Source organism: Micromonospora sp. LA-10 (assembly GCF_051853095.1).
Taxonomy (GTDB): Bacteria; Actinomycetota; Actinomycetes; order Mycobacteriales; family Micromonosporaceae; genus Micromonospora; species Micromonospora echinospora_A.
In genome coordinates this window covers 5,761,150-5,777,932 of record NZ_CP195710.1, presented here as the reverse complement: position 1 = coordinate 5,777,932, position 16,783 = coordinate 5,761,150, and the positions used below count along the sequence as shown (strand labels likewise).

At 71.8% G+C, this 16,783-nt stretch carries 12 protein-coding genes; 5 read left to right on the top strand and 7 right to left on the bottom strand.

Translation table 11 applies throughout. The features are described 5' to 3' along the window. Positions 1–60 precede the first annotated feature (60 nt). Both pulA and ACSDG8_RS27235 read right to left on the bottom strand, forming a co-directional pair. The gene (pulA, locus tag ACSDG8_RS27240) at positions 61–5,559 is read right to left on the bottom strand and encodes a pullulanase-type alpha-1,6-glucosidase (protein ID WP_210895085.1); all 5,499 of its coding nucleotides are present in this window, start codon (positions 5,557–5,559) and stop codon (positions 61–63) included. 141 nt (positions 5,560–5,700) lie between these two features. Beyond that, the gene (locus ACSDG8_RS27235) at positions 5,701–6,393 is read right to left on the bottom strand and encodes a cellulose binding domain-containing protein (RefSeq protein ID WP_210895084.1); all 693 of its coding nucleotides are present in this window, start codon (positions 6,391–6,393) and stop codon (positions 5,701–5,703) included. 208 nt (positions 6,394–6,601) lie between these two features. Here ACSDG8_RS27235 and ACSDG8_RS27230 point away from each other — a divergent pair, with 208 nt between their 5' ends. Continuing rightward, on the top strand, positions 6,602–7,147 hold the full coding sequence (locus ACSDG8_RS27230) for a GNAT family N-acetyltransferase (protein ID WP_307856111.1): 546 nt from the start codon (positions 6,602–6,604) through the stop codon (positions 7,145–7,147). A gap of 39 nt (positions 7,148–7,186) precedes the next feature. On the opposite strand, the gene ACSDG8_RS27225 is transcribed toward ACSDG8_RS27230, so the two are convergent. Then, on the bottom strand, positions 7,187–7,840 hold the full coding sequence (locus ACSDG8_RS27225; RefSeq protein WP_174536467.1) for a GOLPH3/VPS74 family protein: 654 nt from the start codon (positions 7,838–7,840) through the stop codon (positions 7,187–7,189). Positions 7,841–8,040: 200 nt separating this feature from the next. Here ACSDG8_RS27225 and ACSDG8_RS27220 point away from each other — a divergent pair, with 200 nt between their 5' ends. Then, the gene (locus tag ACSDG8_RS27220; RefSeq protein ID WP_210942490.1) at positions 8,041–9,552 is read left to right on the top strand and encodes an APC family permease; all 1,512 of its coding nucleotides are present in this window, start codon (positions 8,041–8,043) and stop codon (positions 9,550–9,552) included. Positions 9,553–9,604: 52 nt separating this feature from the next. Here the strand turns inward: ACSDG8_RS27220 and ACSDG8_RS27215 are convergent, their stop codons facing one another. Next, on the bottom strand, positions 9,605–9,994 hold the full coding sequence (locus ACSDG8_RS27215; protein WP_064445336.1) for a hypothetical protein: 390 nt from the start codon (positions 9,992–9,994) through the stop codon (positions 9,605–9,607). A gap of 40 nt (positions 9,995–10,034) precedes the next feature. Then, on the bottom strand, positions 10,035–10,832 hold the full coding sequence (locus tag ACSDG8_RS27210) for a hypothetical protein (RefSeq protein ID WP_210895081.1): 798 nt from the start codon (positions 10,830–10,832) through the stop codon (positions 10,035–10,037). Here ACSDG8_RS27210 and ACSDG8_RS27205 point away from each other — a divergent pair. Beyond that, positions 10,831–11,019, top strand: coding sequence for a hypothetical protein (locus ACSDG8_RS27205; RefSeq protein WP_145751969.1), 189 nt, complete (start codon positions 10,831–10,833; stop codon positions 11,017–11,019). The two genes, ACSDG8_RS27210 and ACSDG8_RS27205, sit on opposite strands and share 2 nt — an antisense overlap. Positions 11,020–11,071: 52 nt before the next feature. Continuing rightward, on the top strand, positions 11,072–12,028 hold the full coding sequence (locus tag ACSDG8_RS27200) for a hypothetical protein (RefSeq protein WP_439427335.1): 957 nt from the start codon (positions 11,072–11,074) through the stop codon (positions 12,026–12,028). Between the two features lie 602 nt (positions 12,029–12,630). Here the strand turns inward: ACSDG8_RS27200 and ACSDG8_RS27195 are convergent. Together ACSDG8_RS27195 and ACSDG8_RS27190 are read right to left on the bottom strand one after the other, a co-directional pair. Continuing rightward, entirely contained in the window at positions 12,631–13,284 is a 654-nt protein-coding gene (locus ACSDG8_RS27195; RefSeq protein ID WP_210895080.1) for a DedA family protein, read from the bottom strand. 23 nt (positions 13,285–13,307) lie between these two features. Further along, positions 13,308–13,664: a glyoxalase gene (locus ACSDG8_RS27190; RefSeq protein ID WP_210895079.1), complete on the bottom strand. Its 357-nt coding sequence runs from the start codon at positions 13,662–13,664 to the stop codon at positions 13,308–13,310. Between the two features lie 156 nt (positions 13,665–13,820). Between ACSDG8_RS27190 and ACSDG8_RS27185 the strand changes: the two genes are divergently transcribed. Continuing rightward, positions 13,821–16,676 carry an aconitate hydratase gene (locus tag ACSDG8_RS27185; protein ID WP_439427334.1) on the top strand — a complete coding sequence of 952 codons (2,856 nt, stop codon included), beginning with the start codon at positions 13,821–13,823 and terminating at the stop codon, positions 16,674–16,676. Positions 16,677–16,783 lie beyond the last annotated feature (107 nt).

Sequence of the window (16,783 nt, the reverse complement as noted above, 5' to 3'; positions counted from 1 at the left end):
CGGGGTACGCGACCGGCCCCCTGCCACGTGACGTGGCAGGGGGCCGGTCGGCCGCGCCGGTCAGCTCTGGACGAACACCGCCACGCTGCGCGCGGGCACTGTGAACGTGCCGGCGGCCCGGTCGAACGACGCGGTACGCAGCGCCGGGTCGGCCGAGTTCCGCAGCACCGGATGCAGCGCCACGTTCGCCCCGCGCAGCCCGGCGACCGTCTGCTTCGCCGTCTCCGGAGTGGCGTTGAAGACGACCGTCACCGACTTCCACTTCCCGTCCAGCCCTCGCGCGTCGAGGGTCATGGTGAGCACGCCCGGCGTCTCCTTCGTGCCGGACAGCGGGAACGCCACCCGCTTCTGCACCTGCTCGGCGGTGCTGAGCCCGAACACCGGCGAGGACCGGCGCACGCGCAGCAGCTCCGCGTACCGGGCGTCGGCCAGCTCGACCGCCGCGCAGTCCGGCACCAGCTTCGGATCGGCCAGCAACGGCTTCGCGTACGACCACTTGTCACGGTTGTCCTGCTCCGGCGGCAGGCCGGCGCCGAACCCGTTGCCCTGGGCGCAGTCCCAGCGGATCTGGTTGAACCAGTCCCCCGAGTTGTACGAGTTGCGGTCCAGCGACTTCGAGCGCAGCCGCTCCGAACCGGTGGTGACGAAACCGGCGCCCTGCCCGAGCGCGGTGGTCGACAGCGCGAGCACCTGCATGCGGGCGCGGTCCTGCGCCGAGGTCGCCTGCGGCAGCTTGTACGCCAGCGCGTCGTACAGGATCTCGTTGTCGTGCGCGTCGACGTAGGTGACCGCCTCGCCCGGCGCGGCCGTGTATCCGGCCGGCGCGCCCTTGTAGTCGACCTGCGCACCGGTGACCCGCTTCCCGGAGGAGTCGGTGAACCGGTAGTCGCGCAGGTTCCCGGTCAGCCCGACCTTGATGAGGTCGTGCTGGTGCAGCAGCCGGGCCCGCTGCTCGGCCGCCGTGCCGTTCACCTCGTCGCCGTTCGGGTCGGTGTACAGGCCGGAGGCGAAGCCCTGCGCCCGCGGGTTGGCGTCGAACGGGCCGCCGCCGCGTACCGCGTCACGGAGCCGGTCGTTGAACGTGCCGATGCCGGTGCCGGCCATGTTGGCCTGGGTGGCCTGCGTGAACCGGGCGTCGTCGGCGACCTCGCCGAAGTTCCAGCCCTCGCCGTACAGCAGGATCTTCCGGCCGTCCACGCCGTCGCGGGCGAGCGTGAGCTTGTCCAGCGCGGCGCGTACGGCGAGGATGTTCGCCTTCGGGTGGTGGCCCATCAGGTCGAACCGGAAGCCGTCGACCTTGTACGCCTTGGCCCAGGTGACGATCGACTCCACCACGAGCTTGCCCATCATGGCGTGCTCCGGGGCGGTGTTGGCGCAGCAGGTCGAGTTGGCCACCGACCCGTCGTCCAGGAGCCGGTGGTAGTAGCCCGGCACCACCTGGTCGAGCACCGACTTCGGGTCGGCGCCGGCGGCCGAGGTGTGGTTGTAGACCACGTCCATGACCACCCGCAGGCCGGCCTTGTTCACCCCGGCGACCATCTGCCGGAACTCGGTGGTGCGCTTGGCGCCGTTCGGGTCGGTGGCGTACCCGCCCTCGGGCACCGTGTAGTGCAGCGGGTCGTACCCCCAGTTGTAGCCGTCGGTGTCGGCGACCGCCGCGACGCACTTCTGCTGCTGGTCGGAGTCCGGCGGCAGCGCGGCCAGGTCGCAGGCCGGCTTGGCCTGGTCGGCCCGCTTCTCCGGGATGGTGGCGAAGTCGAAGGCCGGCAGCAGGTGCAGGTAGTTGACCCCGGCGTCGCCGAGCGCCCGCAGGTGCTTCATGCCCGCCGTCTGCGGGTCGGTGAACGCCAGGTAGGTGCCCCGCCGCTCGGCCGGGACCGTGCTGTCGGCGACGGAGAAGTCCCGCACCGACAGCTCGGAGATCTGGGCCTTCGACGCCGGCGGGGCGGCCGGCTTGCGCAGGTTCGCCCAGCCGGCCGGCGCGAGCGCCGGGTCGGTCAGGTCGACGATCTGGCTGTGCGTGGAGTTCGGCGCGAGCGCCACCGAGTACGGGTCGGTCACCGACGCGGTGACCATCTTCTGCGTGGCCGGCTGCCACGCCTGCACCGCGTAGCGGTAGTAGCGGCCGTTCCACGCCTTCGTGCCGCGTACCGACCAGACGCCGGTGCGGTCGTCGCGTCGCATCGACACTGTGGTCGGCTTGGCGGTGGGCGAGTCGAACAGCTCCAGCGACACCGTCCGCGCGGTCGGCGCCCAGACGGCCAGCGTGGGCACCCGCCCGGCGAACGTCGGGCCGAGCTTCGCCCCGGTCGCGGCGGCGTAGACGTCGTCGAGCACCCCGGGGATCTGCACGCCGGTGGCGGCGAGCAGGGCGCCCGCGGCGTCCCGCTCGGTCACCACGAGCTGCCCGCGCAGCGCCGCCGGCACCTTGGCCAGGTCGCCGCGCGCGAGCGTGAAGGCGCGACGGTCCCAGAGATGGGGGTACGCCTGCCGTTGCGCCTCGGTCAGCCCGTTGGGCTGCGCCCGCAGCGGCAACTCGGTGTACGTGCCGGTCAGCTCGCCGTCGGCGACACCGATCCCACCGGCCGGGGCGACGGCGAGCGCGTACCGCCTGCCGTCGGTCGGGCCGGTGGCCCAGGCGAGCGTGGACCTGTCGATCCAGTTCGCCTTCTGCCGGGTGATGTCGATGTCGGTCGCGGCGTCGGACGTGGTGGTCGGCAGCAGCCGGCCCTTGACGCCCGCGAGCAGCCACACCTCGCGCCCGGCGGTGGCGAAGTCGAGCCGCTGGTCCTCGGGGTGGTCCTTCTCGTCCCCCTTGTGCACGATGTAGCTCAACCCGGTCGCGCCGGCGGTCAGCGGCACCCGGAACACCGCACCGAAGGCGTCGGTCTTCTCCGGCTTGAGCGGCGTGGCCCAGTCGGTCGGACTGGCCGCGCCGTCCCACAGGTGCAGACCCCAGCCGTCGTAGTTGCCGTCGGCCTTGCGCCAGTGGATCAGCGCCGTGTCCTGCGCGACCGGCGGATCGGGTTCGCCGGTGGCGGCCTGCCGCGTCGGGTAGACCTCCGGATCGCCCTGCTTGACCCAGACCTCCCCGGTGCGGGTCACGTCGACGAAGCGGTCGGCCGCGACGTCCTTGTTGCCGTCGGAGTCGACCACGACGAAGCCGACCGACTTCGCGCCCGGCTTGAGCTTCACCCAGGCGAACCTGCCGTACGAGTCCTCGCCGGCGAACGGCTGCCCGGCGGGCCATTCGGTGACGTACGCCGGGTCGATGTCACCCCAGGCGTAGAGCCGCCAGTCGTCGTACCCGCCGGCCGGTCGCTTGTAGTGCACGATCGCCCAGTCCCGCGACTCGCCCCGGTCCGGGGTGCCGACGGTGCCGGTGGCGCGGGCGGTGGCGGTGCGGCCCTTGCCGTCACGGACCACTGCCTTGTACTCGATCTTCGTGCCGCCGGGCAGGCCGGTCAGGTCGTGGTGCACGGTGTACGGGGCGCGGTGCGCGCTGCCGAGCAGCGTCCACTTGCCCCCGGCGACCCGGGCGGCGAACGTGACGGTGGCGAGCGGGTCGCCGGTGACCTGGGCGGTGACGGTGGCCTTGCCGGGGGCGGGCGTGTCACCCGGCTCGGTGATCGTGATCTTCGGGGCGGCTCCGGGGTGCGGGATCGCCCGGTCGGCCTTGAGCACCACCGCCGACATCGCCGGCACGGTGAGGCTCAGCTTGCCGTCGGCGGCGGCCGTCGCGGTGGCGGCGCCGCCGTACACGCCGGTGAAGCGGGCGCCGGCCGACCAGGTGTCCACCGAGACAGTCTGCGGGGTCGCGGCGTTGTTCACCGCCGCCACGTACTCGATCCGGTCGGCGGGCAGGACGCGGGAGAACGCGAAGACGCCGGGGCCGTCGGCGGCGTGCCGGGTGACCTGGACGCCGTCGCGCAGCGCCGGGTGCGCGGCCCGCAGGCTGCCCAGCTCGGCGATGGTCCGGTAGAGCGGGTGGCGGGTGTCGTACTGGTCGGCGGCGTGCGTGCGGGTGGTGCCGATCAGGTCGTCGTCGAGGTAGTCGGCGGTCCGCGAGGCGAACATGTCCTGCCGGGCGTCCTTGTCTCCGCCCGGTCCGGTGAAGCCCTGCTCGTCGCCGGAGTACACGACGGGCTGGCCGCGGGTGAGGAACATGAGCTGGTGGGCGAGCTGGCTGCGCGTGAGCTGGGCGGCGTCGTCCCCGCCGCCGGCGGCGACGAACGAGCCGATCCGGCCCATGTCGTGGTTGCCGAGGAACGTGGTGAGCCGGTTGGCGTTCGTGTCCCGCGCGGCGTACAGGTCGTCCTTGGCGTACACGTCGGCGAGGGCCTTGGCCGATCCGTCGGCGGCGGCGTAGCCGCGTGCCGCCTCCTGGAAGGAGAAGTCGAGCGTGGCGGGCAGACCGCCGCGCCGCACGTAGGTGGACTGGATCTCCTGTTCGGCGCTGTAGACCTCGCCGAACATGAAGAAGTCCTTCTTGCCGGCCTTGGCCGCGGCGGACTCGACGCCCCGGGCGAACTGCGGCCAGAACTCCAGGTTCGAGTGCTTGACGGTGTCGAGGCGGAACCCGTCCACGCCGGCCTTGCCGATCCACTCGGCGTAGATGTCGGTCATGCCCCGCACCACTTCGGGCCGCTCGGTCCACAGGTCGTCGAGGCGGGAGAAGTCGCCGTACTCGCTGTTCTCGCCGGCGAAGGTGGAGTCACCGCGGTTGTGATACATGGTCGGGTCGTTCAGCCACGCCGGCACCTTGACCTTCGCGTCGGCCGGGGTGACGAACGTCGGCGTGTACGGGAACGACTTCTCGTTGACGGCGGGGAACTTCCGGGTGCCGTCGGCGTAGTTGCGGTCCTCGAAGGGACGCCCCTGCGCGTCGCGGTACGGCGCGGTCTTCTTGTCCACGTAGCCGTACTTGTCCTCGGCGTACCGGATGACGTCGGCGGTGTGGTTCACGATGATGTCGAGGTAGACCTTGATGCCCCGCCGGTGGGCGAGGTCGACCAGCTTCTTCAGCTCCGCGTTGGTGCCGAAGTGCGGGTCGACCTGGGTGAAGTCGGTGATCCAGTAGCCGTGGTAGCCGGCCGAGACGTCCGCGCCGCTGCCCTGCACGGGCCGGTTCTTGAAGATCGGCGCGAGCCAGATGGCTGTGGTGCCGAGCCCCTGGATGTAGTCCATCCGGTCGATCAGGCCCTTGAGGTCGCCGCCGTGGTAGAAGCCCTTGTCGGTCGGGTCGTGGCCGGTGGTGAGACGGCCGCCGGTCAGGCCGCCGGTGTCGTTGCGCTTGTCGCCGTTGGCGAACCGGTCCGGCAGGACGAAGTAGAACTGTTCGGCCTTGGCGGTGTTGCGGCCGGCCGTGAGCAGCACGTCGGGGGACGGCTCACGGTTCCACTGGGGAGCGTTGCCGGCGGCCAGGACGTCGGGGGTGGCGGCGCGGTCGGGGGCGCCGTCGCCGAGCTGGTGGAGGGCCACCGGAACGCCGACGACGGCGAGCACGAAGGAGGTGACCAGGGCGAGCAGCGCCTTGGGGGATATCGGCGGCGGTTTCATCGACGGCCTTTCTCTGGTCGCTGATTCGCCCGCACGCTAGCCCTTGCCGAAACATTCTGCAATACCTTGCAAACCCTGCCGCAACAAAGCAGACACCTTGCAAGATGAAGCAGACACGTCGCCCCTACCCGGGGCCGGGTCCTACCGGGCGGCGCAGGGCGTGCCGTCGACGGTGCAGCTCGCCGGCCGGGCGCTCGCCCGCTCGATGTGGAACCGCACCGGCAGGGACTGCCCGGGCGCCAGGTCGAATCCACTGCGGTAGGTGAACACGCCGTCGGCGAAGCCGAACACGCCCTGCTCGGCCCCCTCGACCCAGGCGGTCACCAGCCGGCCCCCGGGGAACACCGCGCGCACCGTCCAGCCCCGGTGCGTGCGTGCGGTGTTGACGAGCAGCACCTCACCGATGAAGCCGCCCTCGAAGGCGCTGTGCACGCTGTACCGGCCGGTCACCGCGGACGGCGGCGGCGGTGGAGGAGGCGACGGGGGCAGCACCGGCCGGGCGACGGCCCGAGGGCTGGACGTCGGCGCGGCCGGCGTCGGCGCCGCGGGTAGCACCGTGGACCGGGGCGACAGGCCCGGCATCACCGGAGCGGTGGTGGAGGAGACCGGCGACGGCCCGCTCGCGCCGACCGCCGTGGGGGTCAGCGGCACGGACGGCAACGGCATCAGCGGATCGGCCGGATCGGCCGCCGGGAACGTGCTCCGGCCCCGCACCGAACCGAGCGCCACCGCCAGCAGGACCACCATCACGACCACGCCGGTGGCGACGAGGATCCAGGGGGACGAGGTCATGGCGGCCCCGGGCTGCGGGCCGGGGCGACGCTTGTGGGACATGGTCCTCCTGTCGGGGGTCCGGGCCAGAGTAGCCACCCGGACCGGGCTGCGGCGAGGATCCCGATCGAGCACTGCCGCACGGCGTGGACACCTGATACCTTGCACGCCGATCAATGACCACAATGGCTCGTCGAGCCGGTAGGACGGTTGGCCAGTGACTGAGTGGCAGGGAAACATCCGGCGGGCATCCACGGCGGACACCGCCGTCGTGACCGCGATTCTCGCCGAGGCGTTCATGCGGGATCCGGTGAGCGGCTGGGTCTTCCCGGCCGACGACCACCGCGCGCGGGTTCATCCCGCCTTCTTCGGACCGTTCGTCGCGCTGGCGCTGCGCACCGGCGAGGTCCACGTCGCGGGTGACGGGCTGGGCGCGACGCTCTGGCTGCCCACCGGCGACGGCCACGAGGCCGAGGACGGCGACGAGTTCGCCGAGATGGAGGCCGCGATCGGCGCGGAGGCCATGAAGCGGTTCGGCATGCTCGACGAGATGATGAGCGCCCGCCACCCGAGCGAGCCGCACTGGTACCTGCCCTTCATCGCGGTGCACCCGGACCATCACGGCAGGGGCGTCGGGTCGGCGCTGCTGCGTAACAAGCTGGCCGAGCTGGATCAGGCCGGTTCCGCCGCGTACCTGGAAGCCAGTTCGCCGCGCAACGCCGCGCTCTACGAGCGGCTCGGGTTTCGGCGCCGCCCCGCCACGCTCGACCTGCCGGACGGGCCCAGCCTCTACCCGATGTGGCGCGACCCGGCCTGACCGGGATCGTCCCGCCCCGGCCTCACCCGGGGCGGGACGTCAACGCCGTACCGTCGTGGTGCTGACGTCGAGCGCGCCCACGACGGCGGCGAGCAGTCCGTCGAGCTGCCCCGGCAGGAACCGGCGGCAGTCCCGCATCCGGGCGCCGACCTGCGGGTCGAAGATGTTCGCGGCCAGCCCGACCGCCTCGGCGAGACTTGCCAGCAGCAGCGTGCCCGGGTCCAGCTCGGCCGGGGACGAGTGCATCAACATGGCGGTCAGCCGGACCCGCGGCGAGGCCGCCTGGTTCGGGTCGTTGGCCGGCCAGCGCACCGTCCGGCCGATCAGTTTGCCCTGCTCCCGGCGGAGCACGCCGGCGGTGACCAGCCGGGTGCCGACGCGTTCGTTGATGTTGAGCTGGGTCCGCAGGTAGCGGATCCAGAGCCGGGCCGGGTGCGCGCCCTCGCGACGGAGGATCTCGGTGATCAGCAGATCGGTCAGCGGCTCCTGCCACAGTCGCGGATCGACAGCGGCGATTCCGCCGCCGTCGAGGGCGATCCGGCCCTCGAACATCAATTCGGCGAGCGCAGCGCCGGCCAGCCCGCACTCCAGCCGGTCGACAGCGACATGTGGCTTGCCGGTGAACTCGTCGTGTCCGATAAGGAACAGCGCATCCGCAAGCCGATAGGTGGCCTGCGCCCCGGGGTAGGTCATGGTCCATCCTCGAACGGTGGCCGTGAACGTCGACACGGGACGGTACGGCATGACCACGCACAGCTCAATTCCGGTCGATCAGGCGCGCCCTAATCGATATCGAAGCGGGCTTGTCACGATCAGTGATCACCAATACCCTGCTTCAGGTTGTTCCGAAGTAGACAGCAGAACCCCCTCACTCCCCCTCCCCTGGAGAAGCCTTGTCCTCCGATCCGTTCTTCTCCGACGGTGGGCTGCGCCGCGGTCGTCTCGGCACCGCTCACCTCGTCTTCTTCACCGTCGCCGCATCGGCGCCGCTGACCGTTCTCGGCGGTGGTGTCACCACCATGTACGCGGTCAGCGGCAACATCGGCGCCGCGCTCGGATACGTGCTCCTCGCGGCGGTGCTCGCCGTCTTCGCCACCGGCTACGCCGCGATGAGCCGGTACGTCGCCAACGCGGGCGCGTTCTACGCGTACATCGCCAACGGCCTCGGCCGAGCCGGCGGGGTGGCCGGCTCGGCGGTCGCGCTGGCCGCGTACAACGCTATTCAGATCGGCCTCTACGGCCTGCTCGGCGCGATCCTCGGCGACTTCATGGACGCCAAGACCGGCATCAGCCTCGACTGGTGGGTCTGGGCGCTGCTGGCCTGGGTGTTCATCGGCGCGCTCGGCGTCCTGCGCATCGACCTGAACGCCACCGTGCTGGCCGTGCTGCTCATCCTCGAGTGCATCGCCGTGCTGATCTTCGACCTGGTCGCCTTCGCCAACCCGGCCGGCGGCGCGGTCACCACCGCAGGCATCAGCCCCGGCCACCTGTTCGGCGCCGGATTCGGCGCGGTCCTCGCGTTCACCATCGCCTCCTTCACCGGCTTCGAGAGCGGCGCCATCTACAGCGAGGAGGTCAAGGACCCGCGGCGCACCGTGGCCCGGGCCACCTACATCGCGGTGGCGTTCACCGGTCTGTTCTACGCGTTCTCCGCGTGGGCGCTGACCGTGCTGACCGGCCCGGAGAACGCGCCGGCGGCCAGCGCCGAAGCGGGACCCGGCATCATCTTCGGCGCGCTCGACCAGTACACCGGCGCGGTCGTCGCGGACATCGCCAACGTCCTGTTCATCACCAGCGTGCTCGCCGCCCTGCTGTCGTTCCACAACGGCGTGGCGCGTTACCTGTTCGCGCTGGGCCGCGAGCGGGTCCTGCCGCGCTTCCTCGGCGCGACCTCCAGCCGCAGCGGCGCCCCGGTCGCGGGCTCGGTGATGCAGAGCGTGCTCGCCGTCGTGGTGTTCCTGGCCTTCGCGATGACCGGCCGCGACCCGGTGATCGACCTGTTCACCTGGCTGTCCGGCGCGGCGGCGGTGGGCGTCGTGCTGCTGATGACGCTCACCTCGGCCTCCGTGGTGGGCTTCTTCCGGGGCCGTCCCGGCCCGGAGAACGCGTGGCAGCGGGCGATCGCCCCGGGCCTCGGCACGGTCCTGCTCACCGCCGTGCTGCTGGTGCTGCTGTTCAACTTCGACGCGCTGCTCGCGCCCGACACCGCGAGCTACCTGAAGTGGCTGCTGCCGGCCATTCCGGTGGCGGCGGGCGTGCTCGGCCTGCTCTGGGGCGTGGTGCTGCGCACCAGCCGGCCCGAGACGTACCACCGGATCGGCCAGGTCACCGAGGAGGGCCTGCACGAGCCCGGCCTGCACCCGGCCCCCGAGGCCGACCGCTGGGCCGGCGCCCACCACCGCTGACGCCAGTGGGCGCGGCGGCCGGCCTCGCGGGCCGGCCGCCGCGCCACCACGATCAGGCGGTACGGATCACGGTGCAGATCACCGGGCCGTCCTCGGTGGTGCGCAGCAGATAGCGGTAACGCTCGCCGGGCACCGCGCCGCCCTGGCTGTCCAGGAACTCCCAGCGCACCGCCACCTCGGTGAGCAGCGCCGAGACCTGCTGCACGTCCTCGATCTGCGCGTTCGCCGCCACCAGTTCCCGCTCCTGGTAGTCGGGGGCGGCGCCGACGAAACTGAGCGCCACCGCCGCCGGTGACGTGAACGAGAAACTGTAGGTGTCGGCGACCACCAGCCCGGGCAGGGCGTAGCAGCCGGCGATGGCCGGCACGTCGGCGGTGGTCAGCGCCACGCCGTACCGGTCGAAGAAGTCGGTGAGCGTGTCGAGGTCGGTGGAAGCCGTCACGACGCTCCTGATTACCGGCGCGGCGCGGCGGCAAACCTGGTCAGCGCGGCGGGATCCGTACCTCGATCTCGGCGCCGAGCTGCGCGCCACCGCTGAGTGCCAGGTCGTCGCCGCTCCAGAACCGCCCCGGGTCGTACCAGTTGGGCCGCCGCCCGGTGGGCAGCAGCCCCATCGTCTCGTAGGTCACCGCGACCACCTCGGCGCAGTACGCCGTCTCCAGCGCCGCCGCGTTCTCCCTGCTGGTGTCGCCGGTCTCGCCTCGGGCGCCTGCATCGCCGGCCCTGCCCTGGCTACCGGTCCCGCCGGCCCTGCCCTGGCTGCCGTTCTCTCCTCTGTCGATGATCCTGCTCAGGATGCCGGTCTGGTTCCTGTCGCCCGCCTTGCCCCGGAGGCCGCCGAGGCTCAGGCGGCGCGGGCGCGGCAGCCGGCCCCGGGCCCACCGCCAGGCGAGTTGCGCGGTGGACGGGAACGGCGTGCCGTCCAGACGCGCCACGGTACGCAGCACCGCCTCCTCCATCGCCGGATCGGCGGGCGGTTCGAGCTGACGCAGCCAGCCCCGCTGGCCGTACCGGTTGCCCCAGACGCAGACCGCGTCGCGCAGGTCGTGCAACTGGACGCCGCGCTGGTGGGTGCCGGTCCACATGTCCGGCAGCGAACGGCCCAGCTCGGCGTGCCACATCAGCGGCGGCATGTCGTCGAGCACCACGGCCATGCCCACGTGGTTGACCGGGCTGTTCGTGGTGATCTGGATGGCCCGGTCGGGCACGCTGCGCCCACGGAACACCCACAGGTCGCCGGTACGGGTCAGCTCCACGGCCTCGTCCAGGCTGATGCTCATGGAGGACTACCCTATGCGGATGCGGCAACGGATGCGGTGGTGGAAGGTACTCGGACTCGCGGGTCTCGCCGGCGTCGCGGCGACCGGCGTGGTCGTGGCGCGCGCGGAACGGCGGCGCCGGGCGTACACCCCGGAGGAGATCCGGGAGCGGCTGCGCGAACGGCACGCCAAGGCGTCGTCCTCCTGAAGGGACGGTCACGGGGCGGCGCGGTCGGGCGGGTTCTCCTAGCATCGGCGTGATGGGAACCAGCTTCTGGGAAAGCCCGTTCGTCCTCGATCCCCGGCCCGCCGCGGTGGAACGGCACGGCGACGTCGACCTGCACGTGCCCACCGGTGACGGCCCACATCCCGCCGTCGTGATCGTGCACGGCGTACCGGGCCCGCCCGAGGCGCCGGACGCACGCGACTGGCCGCTCTACCGGGGCTACGGCGCGCTGCTCGCCGAACGCGGCGTGCTGGCCGCGATCCCCCGGCTCACCGTGACGAGCCCGGACGACCTGTACGCCGTCGCCGCGCGCGTGGCCGCCGCCGCCGAACTGCTCCGCGCCGATGCTCGCGTCGACGCCGAGCGGCTCGGCCTCTGGTTCTTCTCCGGCGCCGGCCTGCTGCTCGGCGACTGGCTCCGCGACCCGCCCCGCTGGCTGCACGGCATTGCCGCGACCTATCCGCTGCTGGCCCCGCTGCCCGGATGGCCTCCGGTCGACGCACGCTTCCGCCCGATCGAGGCCCTGGACCCGCCCGTCGCCACGGGCGACGCCGCTGCCACCCCGGCGCACCCCGGCGATGCCACGACGCCGGGCGGCGCGGACTCCGCCGGTACCGCCCTCGACGGTTCCGGCGTCGGCGGTACGAACTCCCACGGTTCGGACTCCAGCGGTGCGGGCATCGACGGTTCGGACTCGGGCGGTTCGGACTCCAGCGGTGCGGACTCGGGCGGTTCGGGTCTCGGCGCGGCGCGGACGGACGAGGCGGTTCGGCCGACGCTGGTGCTGACCAGGGCGGGGCGGGAACGGCCCGAGGTCGCCCCCACCATCGAGGCGTTCACGGCGGTCGCCCGGCGACGCGGCATCCCGCTGCACGTGGTGGACGTGCCGAACGGGCAGCACGGATTCGACGCGCTGGACCACACCGAGGAGTCCCGCGCCGCCGTCCGCACCGCCCGAGACGCGCTGCTCAACCTGCTGACCGCCCCCTGACCACGGCCATCAGCGCCCGTGGCGCCACCCCTCCCACGTCCCAGGACTAGCGTTCCGCCACTCGGACAACCCTCAAGATCTTGGTACGAAATGGCCCCTCCGAGGGCCATTTCGTACCAAGATCTCCCCAACGCCCCACCCCGCCACGGTGATCATGAAGTTAGCCGGGACAAATCGGACGCAAAATGCCGTCAACTTCATGATCAGCGGGGTGGTCGAGCGCCTGAAGCCCACAAACTCGCCTACCCGGCCGAGCGCAGACTTTCCCGGTCTGCCAGCCGCCGCACGACTCCATCTCCATCGTCAACGTGCCGTTCCCGCTCGCCCAGTCCGACCCACCCGGTCCGGCCCGGCACGCCGCGTCCCACCCTTCGCGCCCTCAGCACCGCCCACCGCCGAAACCGCCGACCGAGCACCGAGCACCGAGCACCGGATGATCAAGGAGTTTGGGTCACTTCGCGAGCCGGATCCGCACCCAAACTCCTTGATCACCGGGGCGCGGCGGGCCAGAGCGCGGAGCCCGGCGAGGCAGAGCGCGGAGCCCGGGGAGGCAGAGCGCGGAGCCCGGGGAGGCAGGGTCGGGGGGCGTGAAAAGGGGTGGGTCAGCGGTCGGCTGCGGGGACCGGCTCGGGGGTGTCAGGCGCGTCCATCGGTTGCAGGCGCTTGGCCCGGCGGCGCAGCCACAGAGTGCTGACCACGCCGGCCAGCACCGCCAGCACCAGCCCGGCCCAGGAGATGTCCTTGAGCCAGTGCTCGGCGGCCCGGCCGAGGTAGAACAGCAGGTACGTCGTGCCGAACGCCCAGACCAGACCGCCTGCGGCGTTCGCGATCAGGAACCGGCGGTACGGCACGCGCAGCGCCCCGGCCAGCGGGCCGGCGAGGATGCGCAGCAGCGCGACGAACCGCCCGAAGAACACCGCCCAGACGCCGTGCCGGGCGAAGCTCAGCTCGGCTCGGGCCAGGTGTGCGGGGCCGAGGTGTTTCGGGAAGCGACGGCCGAGCCGTTCCAGCAGGGGACGGCCGCCGCGCCGGCCGACGGCGTACCCGACGGAGTCGCCGAGGATCGCGCCGGTGGCCGCGGCGGTGGCCACCCATTCAGGGCCGACGGCGCCGGTGGCGGCGAGCAATGCGGCGCTGACCAGCACGATCTCGCCGGGCAGCGGGATGCCCATGCTCTCGACGCCGATCACCGCGCCCACGAGCAGGCAGATGAGGCCCGGTGGGAGGGCGGCGAGCCAGTGCTGTACGTCGACCACCCGCCGACCCTACCCGCGCCCGGTCACCCGGCGGGGGCCAAGAACTCCAGGCGGTTGCCGTGCGGGTCGTGCGTGTGGAACCGGCGCATGCCGGGAATCTCCTCGTCGCCCCAGGTCACGGCGTGGCCGGCGGCGTCCAGGCGGGCGGCCAGCTCGTCCAGGTCGGGCCGCACCAGCGCCGGGTGGGCCTTGCGGGCCGGGCGGAAGTCGTCCTCGACGCCCAGGTGCAGTTCGGCGTCGTACCCGGTGAACCAGCAACCGCCGCGGGCGGCGAGGGCCGGGGGTTTGGGCTTCTCGGTGAGGCCGAGCAGGCCGGCGTAGAAGGAGCGGGAGAGATCCTCGGAGCCGCGGGGGCAGGCGAGCAGGACGTGATGGATCATGGTGACACCTCCTCGTCCCGCAGCGTGGCACGAGGTTGCATGAATAGCAAGACGGACGTACGGTTTTGTAGAGACCGACGCAGGTAAGTGTTGCCTAAGCACGGCGGCGCCCCGGTCGGTGCGACAAACTGCTCAGGACTACTCACGGTCGCTGGTGTGAAGGAGTACGACGTGGCGAGCCTCGACACCTTCGGTGCGAAGACCCAGCTACGCGTCGGAGACGCGAGCTACGAGATTTTCAGGATCGACAAGGTGGAGGGCCACGAGCGACTGCCCTACAGCTTGAAGATCCTGCTGGAGAACCTGCTGCGGACCGAGGACGGCGCGAACATCACCGCCGACCACATCCAGCAGCTCGGCGCGTGGGACGCCACCGCCGACCCGAGCGTGGAGATCCAGTTCACCCCGGCGCGGGTGCTGATGCAGGACTTCACCGGCGTGCCCTGCGTGGTCGACCTGGCCACCATGCGCGAGGCGGTACGTGACCTGGGCGGCGACGCCACCAAGGTCAACCCCCTCGCTCCGGCCGAGCTGGTCATCGACCACTCGGTCATCGCCGACCTGTTCGGCCGCGAGGACGCCTTCGAGCGCAACGTCGAGCTGGAGTACGAGCGCAACAAGGAGCGCTACCAGTTCCTGCGCTGGGGCCAGACCGCGTTCAACGAGTTCAAGGTCGTCCCGCCGGGCACCGGCATCGTGCACCAGGTCAACATCGAGTACCTGGCCCGTACGATCATGGAGCGCAACGGCCAGGCGTACCCGGACACGGTCGTCGGCACCGACTCGCACACCACCATGGTCAACGGCCTGGGCGTGCTGGGCTGGGGCGTCGGCGGCATCGAGGCCGAGGCCGCGATGCTCGGCCAGCCGGTCAGCATGCTGATCCCCCGGGTCGTCGGCTTCAAGCTCTCCGGCGAGATGCCGGCCGGCACCACCGCCACCGACCTGGTGCTGACCATCACCGAGATGCTGCGCAAGCACGGCGTGGTCGGCAAGTTCGTCGAGTTCTACGGCCCGGGCGTGAGCGCCGTGCCGCTTGCGAACCGCGCCACCATCGGCAACATGTCGCCGGAGTACGGCTCGACCGTGGCGATCTTCCCGATCGACGCCGAGACCGTCCGCTACCTGAAGCTGACCGGCCGCGACGCGTCTCAGGTCGCGCTGGTCGAGGCGTACGCCAAGGAGCAGGGCCTCTGGCACGACCCGGAGCGCGAGCCGGAGTACTCCGAGCGCCTGGAGCTTGACCTCGGCACCATCGAGCCGTCGCTGGCCGGCCCGAAGCGCCCGCAGGACCGGGTGCCGCTGGGCAGCGCCAAGACGCTGTTCCGCGCCGCGCTCAGCGACTACGTGGCCGCCGACGAGACCGGTGGCGACCCGGGCCGCAAGCCGGGCGTGCCGCAGCAGGAGAAGCCGTTCGGCGCCGACGGCCCGGCCGACGAGGCGTCGGCTGAGTCCTTCCCGGCCAGCGACTCCCCCGCCAACGGCGTGAACGACCCGGCGGACGCGCCGCGCGACCTGGAGACCGCCGCGGTGGGTTCGGGCGGCCGCGCCAGCAATCCGGTACGCGTGACCGGCGCCGACGGCGTCGAGTACGAGCTGGACCACGGCGCCGTGGTGATCGCCGCGATCACCTCCTGCACCAACACCTCGAACCCGCAGGTGATGATCGGCGCCGCGCTGCTGGCCCGCAACGCGGTGGAGAAGGGCCTGGCCCGCAAGCCGTGGGTGAAGACCACCCTGGCGCCGGGCTCGAAGGTCGTCATGGACTACTACGACCGCGCCGGCCTGACCCCGTACCTGGACAAGCTCGGCTTCAACCTGGTCGGCTACGGCTGCACCACCTGCATCGGCAACTCCGGCCCGCTGCCGGAGGAGGTCTCCGCCGCCGTCAACGACGGTGACCTGGCGGTCGTGTCGGTGCTGTCCGGCAACCGCAACTTCGAGGGCCGGATCAACCCGGACGTCAAGATGAACTACCTGGCGTCCCCGCCGCTGGTGGTCGCGTACGCGCTCGCCGGCACCATGGACATCGACCTGGCGAACGAGCCGATCGGCGAGGACGCCCAGGGCAACCCGGTGTACCTGCGGGAGATCTGGCCGAACAGCGCCGAGATCCAGGACGTCATCGCCTCGGCGATCGGCGCGACCGGCTTCAGCGCCGCGTACGCCGACGTGTTCGCCGGTGACGAGCGCTGGCAGTCGCTGCCGACCCCGACGGGTGACACGTTCTCCTGGGACGGCGAGTCGACGTACGTGCGCAAGCCCCCGTACTTCGAGGGCATGCAGCAGGACCCGACCCCGGTGCAGGACATCGCCGACGCGCGGGTGCTGGCGAAGCTGGGCGACTCGGTCACCACCGACCACATCTCCCCGGCCGGCTCGATCAAGGCGGACTCCCCCGCCGGCAAGTACCTGGCCGAGCACGGCGTGGCCCGGCACGAGTTCAACTCGTACGGCTCCCGCCGCGGCAACCACGAGGTGATGATCCGGGGCACGTTCGCCAACATCCGGCTGCGCAACCAGCTCGTCCCGGGTGTCGAGGGCGGCTTCACCGTCAACCACCTGACCGGTGAGCAGACCTCGATCTACGAGGCCTCGATGGCGTACCAGGAGGCGGGCGTCCCGCTGGTCATCCTGGCCGGCAAGGAGTACGGCTCCGGCTCGTCGCGTGACTGGGCCGCAAAGGGCACCATGCTGCTGGGCGTGAAGGCGGTCATCGCCGAGTCGTACGAGCGGATCCACCGCTCGAACCTGATCGGCATGGGCGTGCTGCCGCTGCAGTTCCCGGGCGGCGAGACCGCCGAGTCGCTGGGCCTGACCGGCACGGAGACGTTCTCGTTCAGCGGCGTCACCGCGCTGAACGACGGCGAGACCCCGCGCACCGTCAAGGTCACCACCGACACCGGCGTGGAGTTCGACGCCGTGGTCCGCATCGACACCCCGGGTGAGGCGGACTACTACCGGCACGGCGGCATCCTGCAGTACGTGCTGCGCCGCATGATCGCCAACTGATTCGCGTACGGCTGACAAAAGGGCCGCTTCCCGCTCCGGCGGGGAGCGGCCCTCGCCGTACCGCGGTCGTCGCAGCCGGAGGGCGACGGCCCCACGCCTCGGCGTCG

Coding starts and splice junctions, on each gene's coding strand:
- pulA (WP_210895085.1), bottom strand. CDS start 5,559: ATGAAACCGCCGCCGATATCCCCCAAGGCGCTGCTCGCCCTGGTCACC.
- ACSDG8_RS27235 (WP_210895084.1), bottom strand. CDS start 6,393: ATGTCCCACAAGCGTCGCCCCGGCCCGCAGCCCGGGGCCGCCATGACC.
- ACSDG8_RS27225 (WP_174536467.1), bottom strand. CDS start 7,840: ATGACCTACCCCGGGGCGCAGGCCACCTATCGGCTTGCGGATGCGCTG.
- ACSDG8_RS27205 (WP_145751969.1), top strand. CDS start 10,831: ATGGAGGACTACCCTATGCGGATGCGGCAACGGATGCGGTGGTGGAAG.
- ACSDG8_RS27210 (WP_210895081.1), bottom strand. CDS start 10,832: ATGAGCATCAGCCTGGACGAGGCCGTGGAGCTGACCCGTACCGGCGAC.
- ACSDG8_RS27200 (WP_439427335.1), top strand. CDS start 11,072: ATGGGAACCAGCTTCTGGGAAAGCCCGTTCGTCCTCGATCCCCGGCCC.
- ACSDG8_RS27190 (WP_210895079.1), bottom strand. CDS start 13,664: ATGATCCATCACGTCCTGCTCGCCTGCCCCCGCGGCTCCGAGGATCTC.